This window comes from Pseudomonas sp. c313, assembly GCF_055407145.1.
This window is the reverse complement of sequence record NZ_JBUZRD010000014.1, coordinates 30,874-51,316: the sequence shown is the minus strand read 5'-3', so window position 1 is coordinate 51,316 and position 20,443 is coordinate 30,874. Positions and strand designations below refer to the sequence as shown.

Here is a 20,443-nt window from a genome sequence, read left to right as displayed (position 1 = left end):
TATGACTGCTCCTGAACTGCAAATAGCTAACCTAATGGTGGACTCCATCGTTGCGTGGATCGATGGCGTCAGTAAAGCCCTTCAGCGGCAACAACACCCACAGGATCTGCAATAAACTCAATCACCTCTAGGTTCTTAGATATACCGAATTACCGCTTTTGTCCGGAAGCGCGCCTGATCCGAGCAACCGCTTTTGGTCGGGGCTGTCCTTGGTCGAACGTCCGATTCTGGCCGATTGCTGCCTGTCATCACCATCGGCATCGTGCAGTTCTCAGGCACACGGCAGGCCTACGTTGGTTTTTGGGTCTATTGCTCCAAAGCCGCGAATAGGGAGCACCGGAACAGGGTACGCACTTAAGCCCAGTGGTTTAGCGTACGATTTTTTCCGAATTCTGCGGCCTCCCCCCTTGCGAAGAGGCAGCGGTGATGGGTTTGCGGCAGGACCACCCCAAATTCAGAAAGCAATCCGCGCAGTCGGTTGTAAGTCGCTGTGCGCTCTTCGATAAACCCCTGCCGAGTGCGATGAAGGCAAAGAGTCGCCTGTTGATGCTCGTCCTTGACGGGTACGAACCGCATGCTGGGTCGGGTCACTGCCTCACAGATTGCCGCAGCATCTGCTGCATCATTCTTGCCGCGCTTACCTGACATCCGATAAGGCGCAACGAGTTTAGGCGCCATCAACCTGACAGTATGTCCTTGCTGAACAAACACCCTCGCCCAGTGGTGCGCCCCTGAGCAAGCCTCCATGCCAATCAAACACGGCGGTAACTGCGCGATCAATGGCACCAACTGATCACGCGCAACCTTCGGCTTCACCAATATGGCTTTGCCAGCCTCATTGACGCCGTGAACGGCGAATACCGTCTTGGCTAAATCGATTCCCAGCGTGATAACTGATATGGCTTCCCCTCCCGTAATTGATGCAGCTTTGAAACTTCATCATGGCACTTGGATGCCGCCTCGCGACTTTCGCCGCAGACTTGGACGGGGAAGTCCCTTTCATTCGCTAAGCATTCGGCCTGTCAGGTTGGGGCTTATAGAGGTTGACGCCAAAGCGTCAGAAAATGCACAAAGCGGCCCTACTCTGACGCTACGCGAGTGATTCGCCTGACGCCCAATTGAGGTGTACTTCAACTGGACGTTCGCGGTGAGTAATTGCATGGTCTTAACCAGCTATTTGCATCGCATTTGACCAATAAGTCTCGGGGCAATGACCGACAGAGAACGACCGATTCTGTTGAAAAAGTCGGCCATGGTTTCCACGGTAGAAAAGTACGCGCTTGAGATTGAAATCTTTACATTGAGCAGAGGATTCCGGGCTCAGATTTCGCGTAGCGGCGCGCAAAAAAGGCGTTTTCAGCGGTCACCATGCGGGCAGTCTGGAAGAACCGACTTTTTCAACAGAATCGACCCAAAGCAGCCTATCGGCGTAACTTTCCCCGTGCACGTATCATTGGCTGAGGAGGTGCTAGCAGTGGAGTGTCGCTTAGCCTCTGCGCCTGCGGATGCCTTGGAACAAGGTGTTGACCGCCTCGAGATCTCGCAGCAGCTCGTCCGGTTGCGTAACAGCACGCTGCTGACCGGCCGCATGTGAATGCGCACGCACATTGCGGCAGCACCTATCATGCAAACGCTGCACTTCGCGGAACTCAGCCTCCTGCACGACCATCACACCATCAAGCCGGCCGACCGAGATACCGTCGCGGAACCGCACTACTGTTCCGTTTAGTATTGTGTCCTCGATTCCAACTTCTAGCGTAACGCGAAGGTCATCGTACGCATTGCGGACCGCAATCCGCTCGTCATCCCCAGGGGGGTTATTGAACATAGCTGCAATCCGCTGCTGGTCGGCACGATGTTGTCCAATGCGTTCATTATGCCTTCGCATGTCATAAGGCAGTCCGGCATCAATGTAACCAGGACCTTCTGCGCGATAGCTGATCGACCTCACTTCAGGGACCAGCTGGGCATCTTGGCTCAGCGCAATCAACTCCCCGAAGAACACCGCATCGTGTGTGAACACAATGACTTGCCGGTTGGCGGACTCCTCAACGATCCGTCGTGCTACAGCGGTTCGATGATTGTGGTCAAGGCTCGAAACCGGATCGTCGAATACGATTCCTGAGTTGGACCCTGACTGGTGGAGTTCCGCGAAGAAATAGGCGAGGGCACACATACGCTGCTCCGCCTCACTTAGAACAAGATGCGGATCTATCCGGCATTCGTGAAGCTGGACTCCAAGGCGAACTGAGCCTGCGTCACCGGTTGAACTGACCCTCGCCCTGATGTGGTAAAGATCCAGCCCACTGAGTTCATCGTTCATCCGCCCAGCCAACGCCTCACTGACGTAAGTCCTCGCGAGCTGACCTGCAAGCACGCTAATCGAGCGCGTATTACCGATGTCATCAAAGCAGTTCTGGAGTTTTGCCCTGTGGGCAAGATTCTCGATCACCTGGGCGATACCTTCAATATGCTCGGAAAGTAGCCGCCGTGCGTCCAACTCTTTTAGGCGAAGCCGCTTGGCCGTTAGGGCTTCTGCATCGAGGTTCGCGCGCAATCCGGTCGCTTCGGCGCGAAGGCTCTCCGCAATTTGGCGGAGCGATGCAGTCGGGTTTGCGCCGCGATACGCTGGCCGGTCCAGCCATTCCCCGTTGGCAACGCCAGTTCTGAGCCACTGAAGTCGAGCAACTAGGTCTTCTTGGAAGGTCCGGATCTCATCAGGCAGCGTTGCTACGCGACTACCCAAGCTCTCCAACATGACTGGGGGTACGATGAAGGTGACGATCGCCTGGCCGACATCGCGTACGGTCTCCTGCCAGGCGTTGCGCGCGACTTGAGCGGCTTCGGCCGCCTTTTCCCGAATATAGCGATCGAAGCGCTGCAAGCGATCCTTCGCTGCAGGAGTCAGCTCCTGCTGGCAAAGCACGCATGCTGCACCGTCGTCGGTCACCGGGAAGGCTTGTCCCGGATACGCAGTGGTGGTCGAGTACTCGCGTGCGGCATTGAACAGGAACGACCATGGGCCCTGCCCCGTTCCGGGAAGCAGCGGCGTGGCATCTTCCGTCTGCAGCAGGGCAGATGCGGCGCGCTCGGCCGCCTCGGCTTCAACCAATCTTCGATGCACCAATTGCGCGGCGCCGATCGCATCATCAGACACTACGCTGGCGGTGGTGGCGATGCTGTTGCACAACTCATCGACCCTCGTAGCGGCATTGTCGAGGTTCATCGCCTTGGCGCTAGGGTCCGCCTCGCTGATCTCCTGAGGAAGGCGCGCGTGTTCTGCTTGCTCATCCTGAGTGAGCGTGGCCAGGGCGCGCGCGCGCGTCAGATCCGTGGCCGGCCCGATCGGATGCACTGCTTGGCCGGCCTCGGTATTGGCGGGGATGACATTGAACGGCGTAACGTCTGTGGCGAGACCTGCGATTTCTGCCTGAAGCCCTGGGCGTAGGGCCTGATTGAGACCATTGGCCAGTTGCTGGAGGTAGGTTAGGGCGGACGGCTGAAAGGCGGCTGCCTCTTTCGACTGGAGGTAGTGGCGCGCGCAGTCGCCATCGAACACGGAGATGCCTCTGAGCTCAGTCCGAGGGACATCGCCGCGTTGACCGCTCCAGATAGCCTGGTCGGGGGCACCGTCCAACTCGAAGTCGATAGTGGCGCTCGGTGTGAGCTGCTGGAAGTTCGGGGCATAGGCGTTCGCATAGACGGTACCCGGGCTCCTAGCTCGGCACGCCTGCTTCAGCACGCGCGCATAGCCGGACTTACCGGTGCCATTGCCACCGTACGCGATGGTGAGCCCCCGCGACTGAAATTCCAGAGCCTGGTCGCTCGGGATTTTCCCAACATTAATCAGTGTATGTAGGGACGTGAGAACGACAGCCCTGTCCTGGTTCGCCTCGGCGGGAAAATGGTCTGCGGCGAACCTGATCGGCTGCGGCGTAGGCTCGATTGCGCTGCGGATTCCGTGATGCTGCTTGGCGAGATCGAGAATTTCTCCAAGGTCCGCTTCGCTCCAGCCCCCCTGAACACACAGGCGCCGCAAGGCGTCCTGCCTCCATGGTGGCAACCTGTCCGCCCATGCCAGCACTTCCTCGTAAATAGCCATCTCGATACTCCATATCGGCAAGGGGAATAAGCGCAAGATTATCATTGTGCCATCAGACGACTCATCCCATGCGGCGATCTCGTTGTCTTTCGCGGCTAAGCCCAGTGGTTTAGCGTACGATTTTTTCCGAATTCTGCGGCCTCCCCATCTTGGTCGTAACGGCTGTGCCAAGCTGGCCGAGCGTTACGGCGAATTCATCGAAGAGGAGCTCTGGCGGCAATACGACGCGCTGCAGAAGGAGGGCATGACCCCTTGTCCGTCTCTGGGTGCCAGGGATTACCTTAAACAGCGTTATGCGCAGTCCGCTTACGATAAACCACCCTCGGCCGATGCCGGGGTGGTTATCGGCACGGTGAGCTCTCACTTATTTTTTGCGATGACTCAGCTTTTGCGCTCAGCTCCTGCTACGGCCGAAATCTTGATTTCTCCACGCCTAAGGCGTTCGCAGTCGCCTAGCTTTTCTTTTGACGTGCAGCGAACCTCCGTCAGAGTGCCTATGCCTAATCGCCGTAACTTACGAGCAGGCTGCCGGGTCAACCCGCACAAAGGTCACACTGAATTCTTTGCACTGCCGGTGCTGCTGGAGCCGGTTCGAAAAGCTGAAGGCATCATTCAGCTCAAAGCGCTGAAAAACATCCAAGCCACGGCCAAGCACTATCTTCCAACCCGTGTCGGTTGTGATGTCTCGATCATGCTTGGTGCCGCTGGTGTCGTAGGCCCAACTGAACTGGATGCCAACGCCGGTACAAGCATCAGCGATCTTCTGCAGGCTTTCGGTCTGACGATCACCATTGGAATCATCCTCAACGGTCACCACATGAACAACCACCTCATCTTCCGGACCTTGCAGCTTGCTAATGGTCTCCATCAGTTCCATCAAGTTGCGCAACTGGTGGAACATACGAAGATAGGGGTCTGTGATGATGATGCGCTTGGCACCTACCAGATAGGGACTGAACAATTTGTCAAAACTCAGTCCTCGCTGATTTTCGTGGAAGACCAAATGCTGCTCTTTCAGCACTGGCTCCACAGGCACAGGATTGCTAGGGCGTGAAGTTGGTCCTTGCGTGGCTGGCGTTGCCTCGATAAGCGCCAAAGGGTCAGTGCCGACTTGGGGTAAGTCTGCAGTAGAAACTTCAGTCGCTCCCCGACGATGGTATTGATTAGGATACTCATCCTCTTCCAGAGTGCACACCAAACGCTCCTGAGCATCAGCACCCTGATAGGCAAAACGAACTGCCGGATAGGTCGCGTCAATGCGTAGCAACTGATCCTTCACCCGCTTGCGCCCTTCAATTGCAGTGCGCAATACGTCTTCCACTTCAGCGTCTGTCGTCTCGCCATGCGGGTACAGGATCTTCATCAAACCAGAAAAGGTTTTGTTGATGCCATCGCGGTCGCGCGTCGAAATATCGTCGGATAGCGTGAACTGTCCCTTGTAGCGATCTGAGTAGTCATGACTACGAAGCGAGCGCAGGATCTCGGCCAGGTAGTCCACCACGAAGCCGTAACCACTGGAGAACATCTCGCCACGGATGACATCCACTTCCCAACCGGGGATGTAGCTGTGAATGCGATCGAGAAAGGCTGAATCGTGGAACTTTTCCGGCAGCGGGTCGAACAGGTCCGTGTGCTTAAGCATGTACGGCACGGTGTGATCGGTATTACCCACAAACACCATGCTGGCCTCTGCCCCCAAGGTTTCCACTCCCCGCGAGAACGACTTGTTGGCCATGTAGTTCTTCATGATGTCCACCAGAGCCTTGTCCACTCGCTTTTGCTTACCGGCGAACTCATCGAAAGCCACTACATCCCAGTAACCCACCAGACCGAGCTTACCCGTGCCGTTATGGACGAACAGCTTGGGAACTGTAACTTCGCCACCGGAGATAAGAATGCCGTGGGGTGAAAACTCGGAATAAACGTGCGACTTGCCGGTGCCCTTCGGGCCCAGCTCTATCAGGTTGTAATTGCGCTCGCAGAACGGGATAAGGCGGATAAGCTGAGCGAGCTTATTGCGCTTGCCGAACATCTGCGGATTGAAACCTACGCTCTGGATCAGCAGGTCAATCCACTCATCAGTGGTGAACTGCTTACGTGCCTCCAGATAGCCGTCGAAATCAAAGCGGGAAATCTGAATTGGCTTTAGCGAGGCCAGAATCCAAGGTGAGGCAGACTTGTCCTCGGTGTATTCATACTCCACATCCGCAATGCACCACACACCACCCACCAGCAGCTTCTGGTGGGCCTTGACGGTGTTGGAGTCGATCAGCACCTTCTTGATACCCAGGTTGGCGAACTCAGCCTCGTACACGTCATCCTTGTCGTTTAATGAGACGCTAATACGGTCAATAACCTTGTGCCGCCCCTTCTCCTTGATGGTCGAGCGTACCAGCCCTGCTTCGTTTCGGTGGACATAGTGCTTGCGCAGGATCTCTTTGACCGTCTCGATACCGGTCTGGATCGTCGCCTCGTCATTGGTCGCGCAATACTGGCCCAGCAAGTACTCCAGCACATACGACGGCACAATGGCGTTGCCCTTCACCGCTTTGACCAGGTCTTTGCGCACCACCAGGCCGGCAAAGTGCTGGTTGATCTTGTCGTCGAGCTGACTCATTGGAGCTCCTGCTTAAAAATCGAATTCGCTGCTGAACGAGCGGCGAATGGAATAACGCGCGGCTTTGTACCGTGTGAAGTGTGAAGTGCCTTCCACGGTCTCTTCAAGGAGCAGCTCCACCTGCTGATTGTTCGCCTCATCGGCCTTGCGGCTGAGAATGAAGCGCACCGGCAACTCCCGTTCACGCGAGTTAGCAGAGCTGAAGTCGAACAACAGCTCATGCTGATCGGATACCAGCTCACCGTCCAGCGTGAACAGACCTGCACGCAGCCGGCGCGACTGCAGTTTCTCGGTCACTGCCTCGGTTTGATAGAGCACCACCGCCAACTGCCCGGTGGTGATGGTCTTGCCACCGCCACCAATGAACTCCACATCCACCCGGCCCACATCGCTCTGGCGCTTCTTGTTAATGCGGATGACCGGGATCACCACCTCTTGCAGGGTGGCACCGCCGTGCACAAAGCGGCTGCCAGAGCCTTTCAGCCGCAGACGGTTGATGGACTTGGGAATCTGCACCATAAGCGTACCCGTCAGGCCTAGTTGCACCGGGTTGAAGGTTTTAAAGCTGGCTCCTTCGCGCAAGCCACGACCCAGCACAAAACGCCGGTCACGGTAGAGGACCTCATCGCCCTCCGGCTCACTGCTGAGGAAATCGCTCTCCTGCAGCGGATGATTCTGATAGATGAAGCCATGATCGGCAGTGATCAGCAGGTTACTGGCATTGGCGTTGGTCAGCTTTTTCACCAGACGGATCAGCTCACTGAGCGTTTCCTCGGCCGCCGCAAACACTCGCTCTTCGGTATCACGGGTGTCGCCGGTCTTGTCGATCAGGTTGTGATAAACGTAAACCACCTCATTGTCGCGCAGCAAGGCACGAGAGTCGGCCTGGTTCATCGCCAGTAGATCCTTGGCTCGTACCACCTGGGATGCTGGCACCCTAGTCGCCAGAATCTTGCCCCGGTTGACCGAGCCTTGAGCGCTCTGACCATCCACTATGGCATCGCCACTGTCGTTGTCGGCCAGTTGCAGGCTGCTGTTGGGTAGCAGCGCCGCCATGCCCAGCTGGGTATAGCTCGGCAGCATCGACAGCATCGGTTCCAGATCAGCCTCGAAACGATCTTCCTGACGAATCAGGCTTTGCAGCTCCTCGCCTACCTCATAGCGGAACGCATCGGAAATCAGCACGCACACCTTAGTTCTGCGCTCCACAAAGGGCTGCACATAGCGGCTGAAGAAATTGCGCTGCAGCACTACGGGCGCGGCCTCCCACTGCTGCGCCGCATCCACGTGCTGCTGCCAGCGATCGTTAAGACGGCTCAGGTAGTTGTTGCAGTACAGATTCTCGACCTGCATAGCCAACTCACCCAGCAGCGAAGCCTGGCCGGATTCACGCAGGTGATAGACGAACTTGCGGTAACGCTGATCCAGCCTGAACCACTGACTGGCGTACTTTTGCACGCCATCAGTCAGCGATTCCATTTGCAGCTGCGTTATGTCCAGCACCTGGATGAACTGCGCCGCATGCTCCAGCGCCAGGTACACATCCTTGAAGCGCTCAAACCAGTGGCTCTGACGGCGCTGGCGTACCCACTGCTCCACCTCCTGAGCGGTCACTGTACGGGCCACCACGGCACGTACCAGCTCACTGAGGATCTTGCGGTCGATCAGCTCGAAATAATCCAGCTCCAGCAGGCTACGCCAGTCCAGTTTTTGCAGCTTGTCGTCGATCTGCAGCACCGCCGCGCACTGCTCAGACAGTGTCTCGAAACTCTGCTCATGCGAACGACTGTCCTTCCAGCGTTTGAGGAACACCAGCGCCTCAGCGGACAGTCGCGCTTTGTAAGCCGGGTCGGTCCCAAGCATGAAACAAGCCTTAAACAGCTCGATAACGAAATCGTGTAACCCTGGTTGCTCGGAGCTATAACCATAGGCGCGCTTCATCTGCTCCCACAGATAGGCATTCAAGCCGCTGCTTTCGATTAACTTAATTCGCACATCTTTGCCAGTGGCCAGATCACCCAGCAGGTTTTCCAGAATCACATCCAGGCGCGGCTCGTTGCCCGCACACACGGAGAGCATCTTGCGTTGCAGCAGGTTCTGCGAATCACCCGGCTCAAGTAACTTGCTCAGGGCCTCGCGGCGCTTGGCGGATTCGAAAAACGCCACATGGGCTTCCAGCAGCGGATAGCAGTCCGGTGCCAACTCCAGCTCAGCCAGCCACAAGGCAACCTGATCGGTACGGAAGCAATTACCGCTGGCCAGCTGCACATCCAGCAGCCAGTTATCCAGATGCGCGGGTTCCGCTCCTTCGCGGTAGAGCAGAAATTTTTGCTCTGGTTGTTCGCGCAACAAACGGTACTTCACGCTGAACTCATTGTTAGCCAATTCGATTTTCTCAACGTCCGGCAGCTCCAGCGTGTCGAAATCAGCTCGAAACTCCAGGCGGGTGTCGTACCAGAACACGATGCGCTGCTTGTCGAACAGGTTGTTCAGGGCCTGGGTTATTTTTGTATTACTCACGCGCCATACACTCCCGGCTCGTCACGCCCGAACAGATGCGCAACCGTGCTACAAAACTCTCCGAGCCTGTTGTCTGCATCTCGTGTCAGGTAGGCCTGCGTAAATAGCTGCAGGTCAGCATCACTGAGCTCGGGATCAAGAAACGGCTCGATGGCTCTCTTACGTAATTCCTGCAACTTTCGGATATTTAGCCCGAGCTTCTCGATAGTGATGGCAGCAGCCTGATCATCCGAATCACGGGGCCTGATAGATCCATCCCCGGCAAAGGCAAAGTGCCTTTCACACCCCTCTGACAACGGGGAAACCAGCAACTGCTCGTCGAACCAATCCTCCTTGAGATTACCGCAGTGGCGCGGTGCTCCACGCTCAATCCGGTTCTGGCAAGAACACAGTAGATTGGCGTAATCGAGTGCATCACAGGCCGGATCACTCTGCGGCCTGTAGTGTTCAATGTGCGCATCGTCATCGCGCAAGCGTTGCTCGCAGTAGCAACAAATAAAGCCTTGCTCAACCATCAAGGCCTGCTTCAAAGCTTGCTTAGGTGCACCACTCAACAGCTCATAAGCCGGCTGCCAGTCCGCATTCGCCTGCGCCTTCCAATCCACTAAAGCCTGCGGTTCAGGTTGTTTAGAAATATGCTTCATCGACCGATGACTTCCTTGCGGCGAATCAACACATCTGCGCGAGCCAGATCAGGATCATCACCAATACGTCTACGCAAAGCGTCGATTTTGTCCTTAGCTTCGTTCAGTTCATTCTTATCGATTGCCAAAAATAGAGCGTGTAAATCTTTTTCAATAATTTCTGGCCGAGTTGTCGGCAAGCCCATCAAGTCCTCCAGCACGCGCTCAGCGCTCATGCCGAACGATTCGCGTGGATGCTCAGTCACCAAACCTTGCTCGGTCTGGCGCAACAGATACAGGCAGTCTGGTTGCACATGGGTGATTACATGCGCTGAGTGGGTTGAGAGAATGAACTGGCACTGCCCAAACACCTCCAGCAGCTTAGGCACCATCAAACGCTGCCACTTGGGGTGCAGGTGCAAATCCACCTCATCAATCAGCACCACACCTTGCCCTTGCAGTGGATCATCCAGTGTTGGATTGGCAATGGCCAAACGCCTGGCCAGATCACCAATCAGGGCGATCATGCATTTTTCGCCATCGGATAACTGGCTGACCGAGAGGCGTTTGCCCAGCTTTTCAACTTCCATGCGCAGTGGGTTACGCCGCACCGTCAGATTGGTGAAATCCGGCATAAAGCACGCCAACGCCCCGCGTACTGCCTCCAGCTCTCTGTCTGGAAAGCAGTAGTCATCGGGTTTAACCAGATCATCGCGGTATTTGCGGTGCTCATTCTCAAGGTCCTCGCGCTCGCGAAACCACTCGAAGAATGTACGAAAATTCGCCCCACTGGTCAGCGCATCGTCATAGGCCGAGAGCGGCGAAAACCGATGCCGTTCCTTGATACGCAGCGGAATATCCAGCACCGCACGATTGACGGGGTAATACACAAACAACGGCAGGTTACAGCGCTCCTGGGTCTGGGAGATCTGCTCCTGCAGGTCGTGAATAAACTCCTTGAGCTCATGAAAACTGCTCTTGTCTTCAGACGCATGCCCCGCTCGGCTTTTAGACAGCTTCCAGGCCACGCTGCCACGAGCGCTATGGCAACTCAGCTCTATCGTGGCTGTCGACTTACCATTGGTGATGTCCGGCTCTGCAATCGGCCGCCCGGAAGCAGTCGTATGACGAATACGGCTAACCGCCCACGAGAGTGCCAGTGCCAGTGCATCGAGCACCGACGATTTGCCCGCTCCATTGACGCCGGCAAACACGTTGATACGTTCATTCAGCGTCAGGTGTAGGTCGAGCGCTCCGCGAAAATTCGTCAACTTGATTGAATCAATGCGCATGACTTAATCCTCACCTTTGGCATCGAGCCCAACGATTTTTTTCAACGCTGGGCCAAGTTTGAGGTAGTTAACCTTGACGCCATCGTCGAGATCCAGCGGCAGCTGTTCGGTCGCCAGTGGGTACAAGGTATCGCGCTCGTAGTCGTCCAGCTCCAACAGTTGTTTTTTGAGCGCATCGATTTCCTTAAGGGCACGGGTCTTTTCGCCCTGGCTGGCGGAAGTGCTAATGCCGACCTGTTGCAGGTAGTCCAGGCGCGCGGCGAGCTTTTTGCGAAAATCGCGCAGATACTGCAGCACCACACTCACTGTGTCGGTGCGGTAGCGATGTAGGTAGATCAGCGCGCTGAAGGTGCCCTTGGGGCTGGCGAATAACCAGTAAATGGGACGCTTCTTGTAGCGCTTCACATGGTCGGTGTAGAAGTCCTTGATGAAGTACTTGCGCACGTCCTTACCTAGCGACTGTTCGATAATGGCCACGTTTTCTTCGTAGTGCTGCTCGCCAAAGGTAACGCGCAAGAAGGTGCGGAAGCGCTCCGTCAAATCGTCGGCAAACCACTCGCCATCCAGCAGCGGGATCACGTTGTCTTCGTCCGGCATAAAACGAGGCTCGGGGATCTGACGCAGATAGTCAGCCAGTACGCCTTTCTGATTTGCCAGCACCAAGCCGGGCTTATCCAAGCTATAGCGACCGAACATACAGCCAACTGCATACGATATAAAATCAAGGACTAATTCAACTTGGCTAGCGACCCCTATTGAAATCTCATCTATTTCAACCTCAGAGGTTGTAATATCAGACAGACCATATGCGTTTGATGTGATCCTGTTGTTTTTTACTTCAAGATCTATGGCCCTTCTTAACCGAATTTCTGCCATCTCATTGTAATCAGTAATAGCGCCAAAAATCTTCGAGGATACTGGTTTGTTCGGCAAAAGCGGAGAATTTGAAAAACTCCAAGATTTTTCGCCCTGATCCCACACACTACGACTAATTTCAATTAGCTCGCTTGAAACCACATCAAGTTCACTCAATGCATCAAGTGGAGGAACAGGCATATTTCGAACTGTTCCGCATTTAAATGCCAAAGTCGGCATCATCAATGATGCCAAATAGACAAATGTCTTTGAATTTAGGACAGAAATCATTCTATTAAGGTAGCTTCCGACATATACGGGCCCCTTAGCGTCAAACAAGAATCCGTCAGGGTAATGTTTGACAGCAAATTTTCCGGAGCTTACATCAGGCCAAGTTGCACCCTCCTTGAAGTAAAAAGCCTGACTTGGCCGTACGTGACCACTAAGCTTAGCCATTGACTGACGAGATGCATCATCGAATGAAATGACCCACTCATTACCCCCATACCAGCGTATAGGCGATCCACCCTTGTTATACGGGATCCACTTCTTACGGTTTTTCTCTATCGAGTCATAGCTTCCCTCGCCAATTGAAAATTTGTCATTGCCAATCTCCCACCAATATCTCAGATAGCTATCATTTTGACCGGTGTGAACTCCCTCTCGAAACTCTCCAAATTTGCTAGCGGATGGTAGCTCTTCAAAAACTTTAACAATCAAATTTCCAGTCCAATAGACCATGACCTTCCCAGGAATCTTGGCAAAATCAGTCTGAAAAAATGAGTATCTTTGCCCCTTATTGACGAGGGTCTGATTTTTTTCTGCGCCATCCCCATCAACCAATCGAATAAAGGTGGACGGGATTGTTTTTGGCTTATCGTTTTGCACGACAAAGGCGCACGTTTGAACAATTTCACCACTTATTTCATCGAAGGCCTTGGTACCGAGTTGCGCCAGAGTATTGATATAACAGGAGTCGATAATGAGGGATCGAAGGTGTTCATACGATTTTGTAAACATCCAACCTTGCATTGTCACCATCGCAAGGTAGCTGCGTTTTGCCAGAAGCTTAAGCGATCTCTCCATAAAAATGGCGTATAAATCACTTCTGGTAACTTTGTAATCCTGCTCAAGGAAAGCTCGCAGGCTCGGATTGAAGTTAGCGCTTCCCATATAGGGTGGATTAGCAATCACCACTTGGTAACGCGGGCTGAGGTAATCAGCCATCCGAAGCACCTGCAGCACTTTGGCGTGGGTGCCAGCCAGGAACAAGTTACCAGCCATGTCTTTCGCTTCCAGCACCGGCAACACATTCTGCACACTAGTGAGTTTGGGGCAAATCAGCGAACCAAAGTTGTCAGCTTCTTCAAACTGCTTGAGGGTTTCGCACAGGTCGAGGGTGAACAGGTCGCGCCCCAAGGCCGTAATGTATTCATCCAGTTCGTCAGGGCTGAACGCCACCTTTTCCAGCACGCAGATATTTGGCTTAATCGCCTTGTTGAAAAAGCGGCGCTGTTTGGCGCGAGCCTTCATGGTCAAGGCAAAAGCGGCCAGCTCCCCCGCTCGTTCATCTAGCTCGATGCCGTAGAGGTTGTGGGTAAGGATTTTCTCGGGGATCTCACTGGGGTCCGTCCCAACTTCTTCGTAGATTGCATAGAGCAGGTCGAAGGCATAGGTGAGCATGTGGCCAGAGCCGCAGGCTGGGTCGCAGACCTTGATGTCTTCGGGCCGTGTGATCTTAAGAAAATCGGTTTCGAGAGCCTCGGGTTTGATGTAGTAGTCCATCTGCCCGACCAGTGACGAACTAGGGTGGTTGAGCATCCACAGACGCCCTAGGGAGTTTTCCACTAGGTAACGCACAATCCAGTGCGGGGTGAACAGCTGGGTGGCGGCGGGGATATTTTCAGGGGTGATCTTCTGGTTCTTTTTCAACCCTTCAAACACAGCGTCCTTTTTCTCGGAGATGTAAAACTGGTAGAGCCAGCCAATCACCTCAACATCCGTGCAAGCGTCGGGCGTCATGGCTTCACGGGTGTAGGCCAAAACAGAGTTGCCTGAAAGCAGGTCAGCGGGCATCAGCAGCTCGGTGTAATCCGCGATGCGCTCGAATAGGTAAGGCATGGAGCTGTGGAAGCTATTGCACTCGGCCACCACTAGCAGGCGGTAGGCCTCCTGCTGCGGGTCGTGGCTAGGCGCAGCGCCACTGAGCAGGGCTTGGATCTGCCGACTGATTTTTTCGGGCACGCGATCTTCATCGATATGGCCAGCTTTGGCTTCAGCCAGTATTTCCGGCTGGAACTGGCCTTCGTCAGCGGGCGATACCACGCGGATGCGCGTATAGGTATTCACGTCCATAAAGCGCAGGGCGCAGAAGCGGTTGAACCATGTGTAGGCCACCTTGTCGATGAGTTGCTCGCGGCTGGATGTAGCAATTTGCTTTTCCAACTGGGCCACGGCCTGCGGATTTTCACGGCGGGCGGCGCTGCTGGCATCCAGCACCAGAGCGAGCTTGGCACCGACCTGCTCCAGCAGCAGACGGCGTGCTTGCTGGGCGAACTTCTTGAGTTTGCTGGTTTCCATTTCTCTTCTCTTTATGGGCTGACTCGATCATTTGCATGGTGTGACGCAAATGATCGAGGGCACTTGTCCGTTTTAGATCTGTACGCGGTTGCCGGCCTGTATTTCCTTTAGCCAGGCTTCGCGCTGCTGCTGCAAGTAGTCATCCAGCTCGGCCTCGCTGGCCAACCAAGGCTTGCTGTAGCCCACCTTGATGGTGCGTGCCGGTACGAGACGATCGGCCACTTTGGGCAGCTCTGCGCTTGGCGGCTGCGGATAGTCGATGTCCGGCTTGTCCGCTGTCGGTTGCGGCGAAGCAGGTGGCATTGGAATGGGTGCTGGCTTAGGGCGCGCAAGCCGCTCCAGTTTGAGTAGCAACTGTGCATATTGATTGTCCTCAAAAGTACGCAGCTGATCTCGGATCATGGCGATGCGCTTCTGCCCTTGCATTGATTGCCGAGCCTCAACAAAAGATGCGCCAAGCTCGGCCTGCTGTTCTTTCTTAAGGCCGCTGTATTCGTCAGTGCCCTGCAGACGCAGTTCCAACTCAGCAAGCCGACTAATTGCAGTGCTCATTTCGCTGGCAAGCTGGTTGGTAATGGCTTGTTGCAGGGCCTCCAGTTGCGGTCTAGCCTGCTGCAGTCGGTTGCCCTGCCAGGGTTTATTTTCGGTGAGTAACGCCTTGATGGCTTCAACCTCACCTGTGGCAACATAGGCAAAATTATCTTCCTGGTCCTGTACCAGTTGGCGTGCCTGATCGTAAATAGTTTTTTGCGGGCTACCCATAAAGCGGCGCAGAGGCTCAATGATCTGCTCCTTGCTGTCGAGCATGGCATCGGAGGCACGAGACAGGTCGGTAAGGAACCAGCTGGCGTTTTTGCTGGCGATTTCCTTGAGGGTGGCCATTACGCCATCCAGTACACTGAGAAACTGATATTGGGCTTTTTGCCCGTGCAGGTCGGCCAGTTCGATCTCCAGCTCTTTTATGGCATCGATGGTTTCTCGCGCCAAAGCGCGAGCTTCGTTGCTACTGGCCGGGCGGTCGAAAAAATCGGCAAAGAACTCTTTGAGATGACGGACCTGGGAGGCACTGAACTCAATTTGTGGCTCTAGCACCAGGCTGGTGTGGGCGTTGGTATTACGCAGGCTGCGCTCCAGGTTGTCGCCTTCCAGTGGGTTGCTGTCTTGCCGCACTTCCACCTTGCTACGGGCGCAAAGCAAGGCGAGGTTGCAGAGAATTGCCGCGTAGTACCAACCGTAGTTTTTGCGCTCAAAGCGTTCCAGCAGCGTTTTGACCGTAGTGCGCACACCGCTGCGGGCGTTGCTCTGGATATAAGCCAATAGCTCCTGTTCCGGCTCGGTCAGGCTAGTGACATCGTTGCCCAGTAAGCCGTCCTGTGCCTGGCGCAAGTATTTGCCAATGTCGTTTTCACTGAACGGTACATCGCGCAGCATGCGCAGGTTCGGGTAGGTCGTTTCGATCAGCAGATAGAAGCCCTTGAGAATACGGGTCTGACCGTCGGTGCCACTTGCATCCACATCGGCAGCGTTGATGATCAGATGGGCCTTGCCGAGCAACTCTTTGGCACGATCTTGCAGGTCGGCCAGACGCTCAGTGTTTTGGAAGCCCTTGGCATCGATAATGCGTTTAACCGCTTCCTGCTGGGTGCTGCTGTTCTGGCGGATGTATTTCTCGGTGCGCTTGTGCAGGGTGAGATCCTGCATAAAGCGGGCATCGGCCGGCAACACCACGCGCAGTTCATCACGGCCCATGCTCTGCATACGTTGCACCATGAGGTTGTCGAAGTTGTCGCTCAACGGCGTGACGATATGGATAGCCAACTCAGACTCGCGGCTGAGAGAGCGGTCATCCATCTTGCGCGTGTAGGCGTAGTCCTGGCCGTTTTCATAGCGGACCTTTCGCTGCTTGATCACACCATCAAACAGCAGGGTTTCCAGCTCCTTGATGACATCGGCAGTTTCGATCTCCGTGTTTTTGATCTCTTCTTCGATGTCCTTCTCTTCGTCGGTCAGGTACTCGTAAAGTTCGCCATTGCGTTGGATATAGGTTTGCTGCTCCAGCAAATTGAGTGCCGCTTCCAGCTTCTTGCGTTGGGCTGGAATGTCTTCACCAAAACGCTCCAGCATCAGCACATTGAGATTGCGCAGAGTGGCCTTGAACTCCTTAACGTACTTGACCAAGAACAATGCTTTGAGCACGCGCACCGCGTAAGGGTCGCCAAGGTGCCGCTCGGCATTGTTGATGGCGCTTTGAATAGCGCTTTTCAGCGCGCCGCGAATGCCTTCGAACATGCGTTCGAAGGTGGCCAGCTGGCCGACTGGCTCGTTGTCGATGGCCATGGCCACTTCGCGGAATACGCCGAGCATGGAGCGCTCGCCCACCGAGTTGGCCTTACCCTCAAAGCCGTTGTGCATGGATATGCCACGAATAGCCGACTGGAACAGCGGGAACTGGTAAGGCACGAAGGGGTAGCAGTAGGTGAAGTGCTCCAGATCGCGGAAATTCTGGTAGTGCTGGCCGCCATCAGCAAACTCGAACAGGGTTTTAAAGTTGTTGAACTGCTGGTCGTAGACAGTTTTCAGCAGGTCGGCACCTATATCGTTTTTGGTCAGCAGGCGCTTCTGGATTACCTCAGCCACGTCGGCACTGGTGAGTTTGAGACGGTTGGCAAAGCGGGCCTGGATCTTGGTGAAGTCGTTGCTTTGCTGCTTGCTCATATCGCCCATCACGGAGTCCATATCCTCCTGTGCGGTGACGATGACCCACGCCCTACCCTCGCACTTGGTGGCCAGGCTTTCAGCTACGGTTTGCAGGTTGGTCATGAGTTTGGTGTTGTCGGCAATGTACTGGCCGACCTCATCGATAAAGAAATTCAGGCGGAAGTTGGACGGCTGTTTGTCCAGCCATTCCTTGACCTGATTGCCGAAGTCTTCAATGGAAACGCTGTGTTGAGCGCGGTATTTATCTAGGATGCCCTTGGCCAGCGCCAGGTCTTCGTTGGTGATCTTGGCGTAGGCCTTGGCGATGTTGCCTGTCTCCAGCAGCGCCTGCTCGCGACCACGCTCCCAGGGCTTATTGGCGATGCTCTGGTAGGCTTCTTTGAACGGTTGGAACCGTTCGCGACTGTCCAGGTCGCGCTCAAACTGGGCAATGTAGCCCTGCTTGCCGTAATAACCACACATCTCGTTGAAGACTTTGACGAACACAGAGAGCAAGGCGTCGACCTGGGTCTTGCTGATGATGTCGGCCTTCTGGTCGATGTTGAACAGAATACTTTTCGAGGGGATGGCGACAGCTTTCTTGAGCTGGGCGCGCAACAGTTCGTCGTTGTCCTTGATCTTGGGTAGTAAGATGTCCAATGCAGTACTGCCGTCGACCTGGCGATTTTCCAGCAGCAGGGCGAGCATTTTCAGCAGGTGCGACTTACCCGAGCCGAAGAAGCCGGACACCCAGACGCCGTTGGCATGGTGGTAGTCGGTGTAGGCATCCAGGAAATGCTCCAGCCGTTTGGCAACTTCGTCAGTGAGTACGTATTCACTCAGCTCGTTGTACAGGCTGGTCTCGTCGTCAGCTTTGATGACGCCTTCAATCGGCCGGCCGACGGAGTTTTTGAAAATGCCATTGAGTTCCATTGACTGCTTCCTTACACCTGAGACTCGAAAATATTGAATGCGCGGTAATACTTGTCGTCGTGTAGCAAACCGAACAACTCCAGCGACGCGCCCTGTTCCAGCGAATGCCGATACTCACCGGGGAAGAACATCACCGTGGGCTTGTTCTTGGCCGTGCTTTGCAAGTTGTTGAGTACGTTGTGCGAGCGGACATAGGGAAACACTTCTCCGATGCCGGAGAGAAACAAAACGTCGTAATCCGCCTGGGCAATCCGTTCGCTAATAGCCGGGATCAGGTGCTCCTTGACGTCCAATACACCCTGCAAAAGTTCCAATAGGTTGTCTTTATCTACATCAGACTCAATCGCGCGGATCTGCTCCCACAAGCTGACCCCCTCGTCACCGCCCTCACGAGCCTTTAAGAGATCGATGGTCAGGTCATAGAGGCTGATTTCCAACACCTTCACGCCACGCCCCTGTAGACAATCGACACGCAAACCAGCCAGCGTATTGACCAATTGCCGCTGCATGCGTTGTATCTCAAAGGCTTCCGCCGCCTTGAATTCGCAGATATAGAACGGCAGATCGTTATTAAGCCCCTTCATTTCCAGAAAGCGCCGACCACTCATGACGCTCAATAGGTGCTCAAAGCGAGCTGCCAGCGGCTGCTGACTGATTTTCTGACTCATTGCAGCCACCTTTTAATTTCATGGTCAGTTGCCGGAAATATCAGCAATTGCTCGTTACCGTGGCGGGCCAGTAAGTGGGCCAGCGCGGGGGTCATCAACACGGGCTGGATCAGATGCTGTGCACTGACTAAGTCGGCATCGCGCAACATGCGAAACAGATTTTGCCGGAGCTTGCTATGCGTGGACGCAGCCAGTTCATCCAGCTCGGCATGCCACAAAGCTTTGGCATTGCAGAAGGCATCGTAATCGCTTGTCGTGAGTTGGCGGCGCATAAGCAGGTAATGCTCGCGCAGAACTTCGCGTGCGAAGTCGCGGATGAAAGCATAGCGCCGGCAAGTTGCTGCCCACAGGAGGTAGCCTTGCTCGCGCAGGCTGCCATCCATCAAGAACTCCAGCTCCTCTGGATCCAACAGCTCCAGACGCGCGATCAACTCCTTACTGATACGTGTCGCAGCAGCTGCTGTACGAACTTGCAATAGGTTCTCATCACGCACCTGCTCCCGTGTTTGCTTCCAATCACGCAGCGTTAGATAGCGCTCCACAACCAGCGGTGCTTCCTGCAAAAACAGGCCACCTGTGGTGAAAGAAAGACGATAACGCTCAGCCATCACTTCGCGCCTGCTGCGATTCGTCACTGGCTCCGCCAGCTTTGACCCAGGTATCCACCTCAACCTTCTGGAACTTCCACAACCGACCGACCTTGTGAGCTGGCATGCTGCGTTTGGCAATCCATGCATAAACGGTGTCCTTGCTGACGCCGAGGTGTTCGGCAATTTCATCAACGCTGAGCCAACGGTCGGTCATGGAATTGATTCACAGTAAAAAATATCTGACGATCTTAGCCGATTTAGTCGGGTTTAATAAGGTTATACCGATATTCCACATTAACCGGCGCTGGCTTTACTCTCCGCGCTGAGAGCGGCCGATCAAGAATGCGCGACAGGAGTTGGCGGCCGAAGATGGGGTCATGCCGAGATAAGGGAAAATTCACTCATTTGGTCTGCAACTACTTGTCGGGATTGAGAATTCCTGAGACAACGCAATAGGCTTGCGCGGATTGTCCGAGGTGGCCAGCCATTCAGGAGGACTTGAGGTGGATTTCACGCAAGCCTTTATAGAACAACCGCTTGCGAAGAAAATGTCCTAATTTTTGCCTTATCTCGGCATGAGCCCCGGCCCGTTCGATTGGGCCTTTGCAGTACCGGGGCGTGTTTTTGCGTCCACAACACTGAGAGGGTTGCCATGGATATTCGGTGCATTGATGAGGCGGCAGAAGATATCGCCGTAACCATCCGCAAGCTGCGTCAGCACGGTTTCAGAATCGTGCGTGACGAACCAGGCACTGTGAGAGAGCAGCAGCTACATGACGACGCGGCATCTGTCGGGTGCTCGATGCTTGGGTTGGAGAACACCAGGGACAACCGAGGCAAGCTGTCGGTGAACGTGATCGCGAGAGCGATTACGCGCAACCTCACATAACCACAGAACTGAACATGTAAAACCAGTCGGGCAATTGACTAGCGGATTCACCTCCATCTGTGTTGTTTTTGTGCAGC

At 54.8% G+C, this 20,443-nt stretch carries 12 protein-coding genes; 1 reads left to right on the top strand and 11 read right to left on the bottom strand.

All coding sequences use genetic code 11. From position 1 onward, the window contains the following. Window positions 1-354: 354 nt before the first annotated feature. From ACZRKZ_RS24695 to mads1, 11 genes are all read right to left on the bottom strand, one after another. A complete protein-coding gene (locus ACZRKZ_RS24695) occupies window positions 355-900 on the bottom strand; it encodes an IS110 family RNA-guided transposase (protein WP_463983053.1) in 546 nt (181 codons plus the stop codon). Between the two features lie 586 nt (window positions 901-1,486). Further along, entirely contained in the window at window positions 1,487-4,102 is a 2,616-nt protein-coding gene (locus tag ACZRKZ_RS24690; protein WP_463983028.1) for an AAA family ATPase, read from the bottom strand. Window positions 4,103-4,616: 514 nt separating this feature from the next. Next, the gene (brxL, locus tag ACZRKZ_RS24685; RefSeq protein ID WP_463983027.1) at window positions 4,617-6,719 is read right to left on the bottom strand and encodes a BREX system Lon protease-like protein BrxL; all 2,103 of its coding nucleotides are present in this window, start codon (window positions 6,717-6,719) and stop codon (window positions 4,617-4,619) included. A gap of 12 nt (window positions 6,720-6,731) precedes the next feature. After that, the gene (gene pglZ, locus ACZRKZ_RS24680; protein WP_463983026.1) at window positions 6,732-9,239 is read right to left on the bottom strand and encodes a BREX-1 system phosphatase PglZ type A; all 2,508 of its coding nucleotides are present in this window, start codon (window positions 9,237-9,239) and stop codon (window positions 6,732-6,734) included. Next, window positions 9,236-9,883, bottom strand: a complete 648-nt coding sequence (locus ACZRKZ_RS24675; RefSeq protein ID WP_463983025.1) for a retron system putative HNH endonuclease — start codon at window positions 9,881-9,883, stop codon at window positions 9,236-9,238. The genes pglZ and ACZRKZ_RS24675 overlap by 4 nt, the downstream gene beginning before the upstream one ends. Beyond that, the gene (locus tag ACZRKZ_RS24670) at window positions 9,880-11,154 is read right to left on the bottom strand and encodes an AAA family ATPase (RefSeq protein ID WP_463983024.1); all 1,275 of its coding nucleotides are present in this window, start codon (window positions 11,152-11,154) and stop codon (window positions 9,880-9,882) included. Before ACZRKZ_RS24670 ends, ACZRKZ_RS24675 begins: the two co-directional genes overlap by 4 nt. A gap of 3 nt (window positions 11,155-11,157) precedes the next feature. Continuing rightward, complete coding sequence (gene pglX, locus ACZRKZ_RS24665) at window positions 11,158-14,589, bottom strand: BREX-1 system adenine-specific DNA-methyltransferase PglX (protein ID WP_463983023.1); 3,432 nt, start codon at window positions 14,587-14,589, stop codon at window positions 11,158-11,160. A 72-nt stretch (window positions 14,590-14,661) separates the two neighbouring features. Continuing rightward, window positions 14,662-18,219 carry a BREX system P-loop protein BrxC gene (gene brxC / locus ACZRKZ_RS24660; protein ID WP_463983022.1) on the bottom strand — a complete coding sequence of 1,186 codons (3,558 nt, stop codon included), beginning with the start codon at window positions 18,217-18,219 and terminating at the stop codon, window positions 14,662-14,664. Window positions 18,220-18,230: 11 nt separating this feature from the next. Continuing rightward, the gene (locus ACZRKZ_RS24655; RefSeq protein WP_463983021.1) at window positions 18,231-18,887 is read right to left on the bottom strand and encodes a DUF1788 domain-containing protein; all 657 of its coding nucleotides are present in this window, start codon (window positions 18,885-18,887) and stop codon (window positions 18,231-18,233) included. Further along, window positions 18,884-19,495, bottom strand: a complete 612-nt coding sequence (locus ACZRKZ_RS24650) for a DUF1819 family protein (protein ID WP_218430055.1) — start codon at window positions 19,493-19,495, stop codon at window positions 18,884-18,886. The genes ACZRKZ_RS24655 and ACZRKZ_RS24650 overlap by 4 nt, the downstream gene beginning before the upstream one ends. Next, window positions 19,488-19,691: a methylation-associated defense system helix-turn-helix domain-containing protein MAD1 gene (mads1, locus tag ACZRKZ_RS24645; protein ID WP_256357230.1), complete on the bottom strand. Its 204-nt coding sequence runs from the start codon at window positions 19,689-19,691 to the stop codon at window positions 19,488-19,490. The genes ACZRKZ_RS24650 and mads1 overlap by 8 nt, the downstream gene beginning before the upstream one ends. Before the next feature lie 438 nt (window positions 19,692-20,129). Between mads1 and ACZRKZ_RS24640 the strand changes: the two genes are divergently transcribed. Further along, window positions 20,130-20,366, top strand: a complete 237-nt coding sequence (locus tag ACZRKZ_RS24640) for a hypothetical protein (RefSeq protein ID WP_463983020.1) — start codon at window positions 20,130-20,132, stop codon at window positions 20,364-20,366. The last annotated feature ends 77 nt before the right edge of the window (window positions 20,367-20,443 follow it).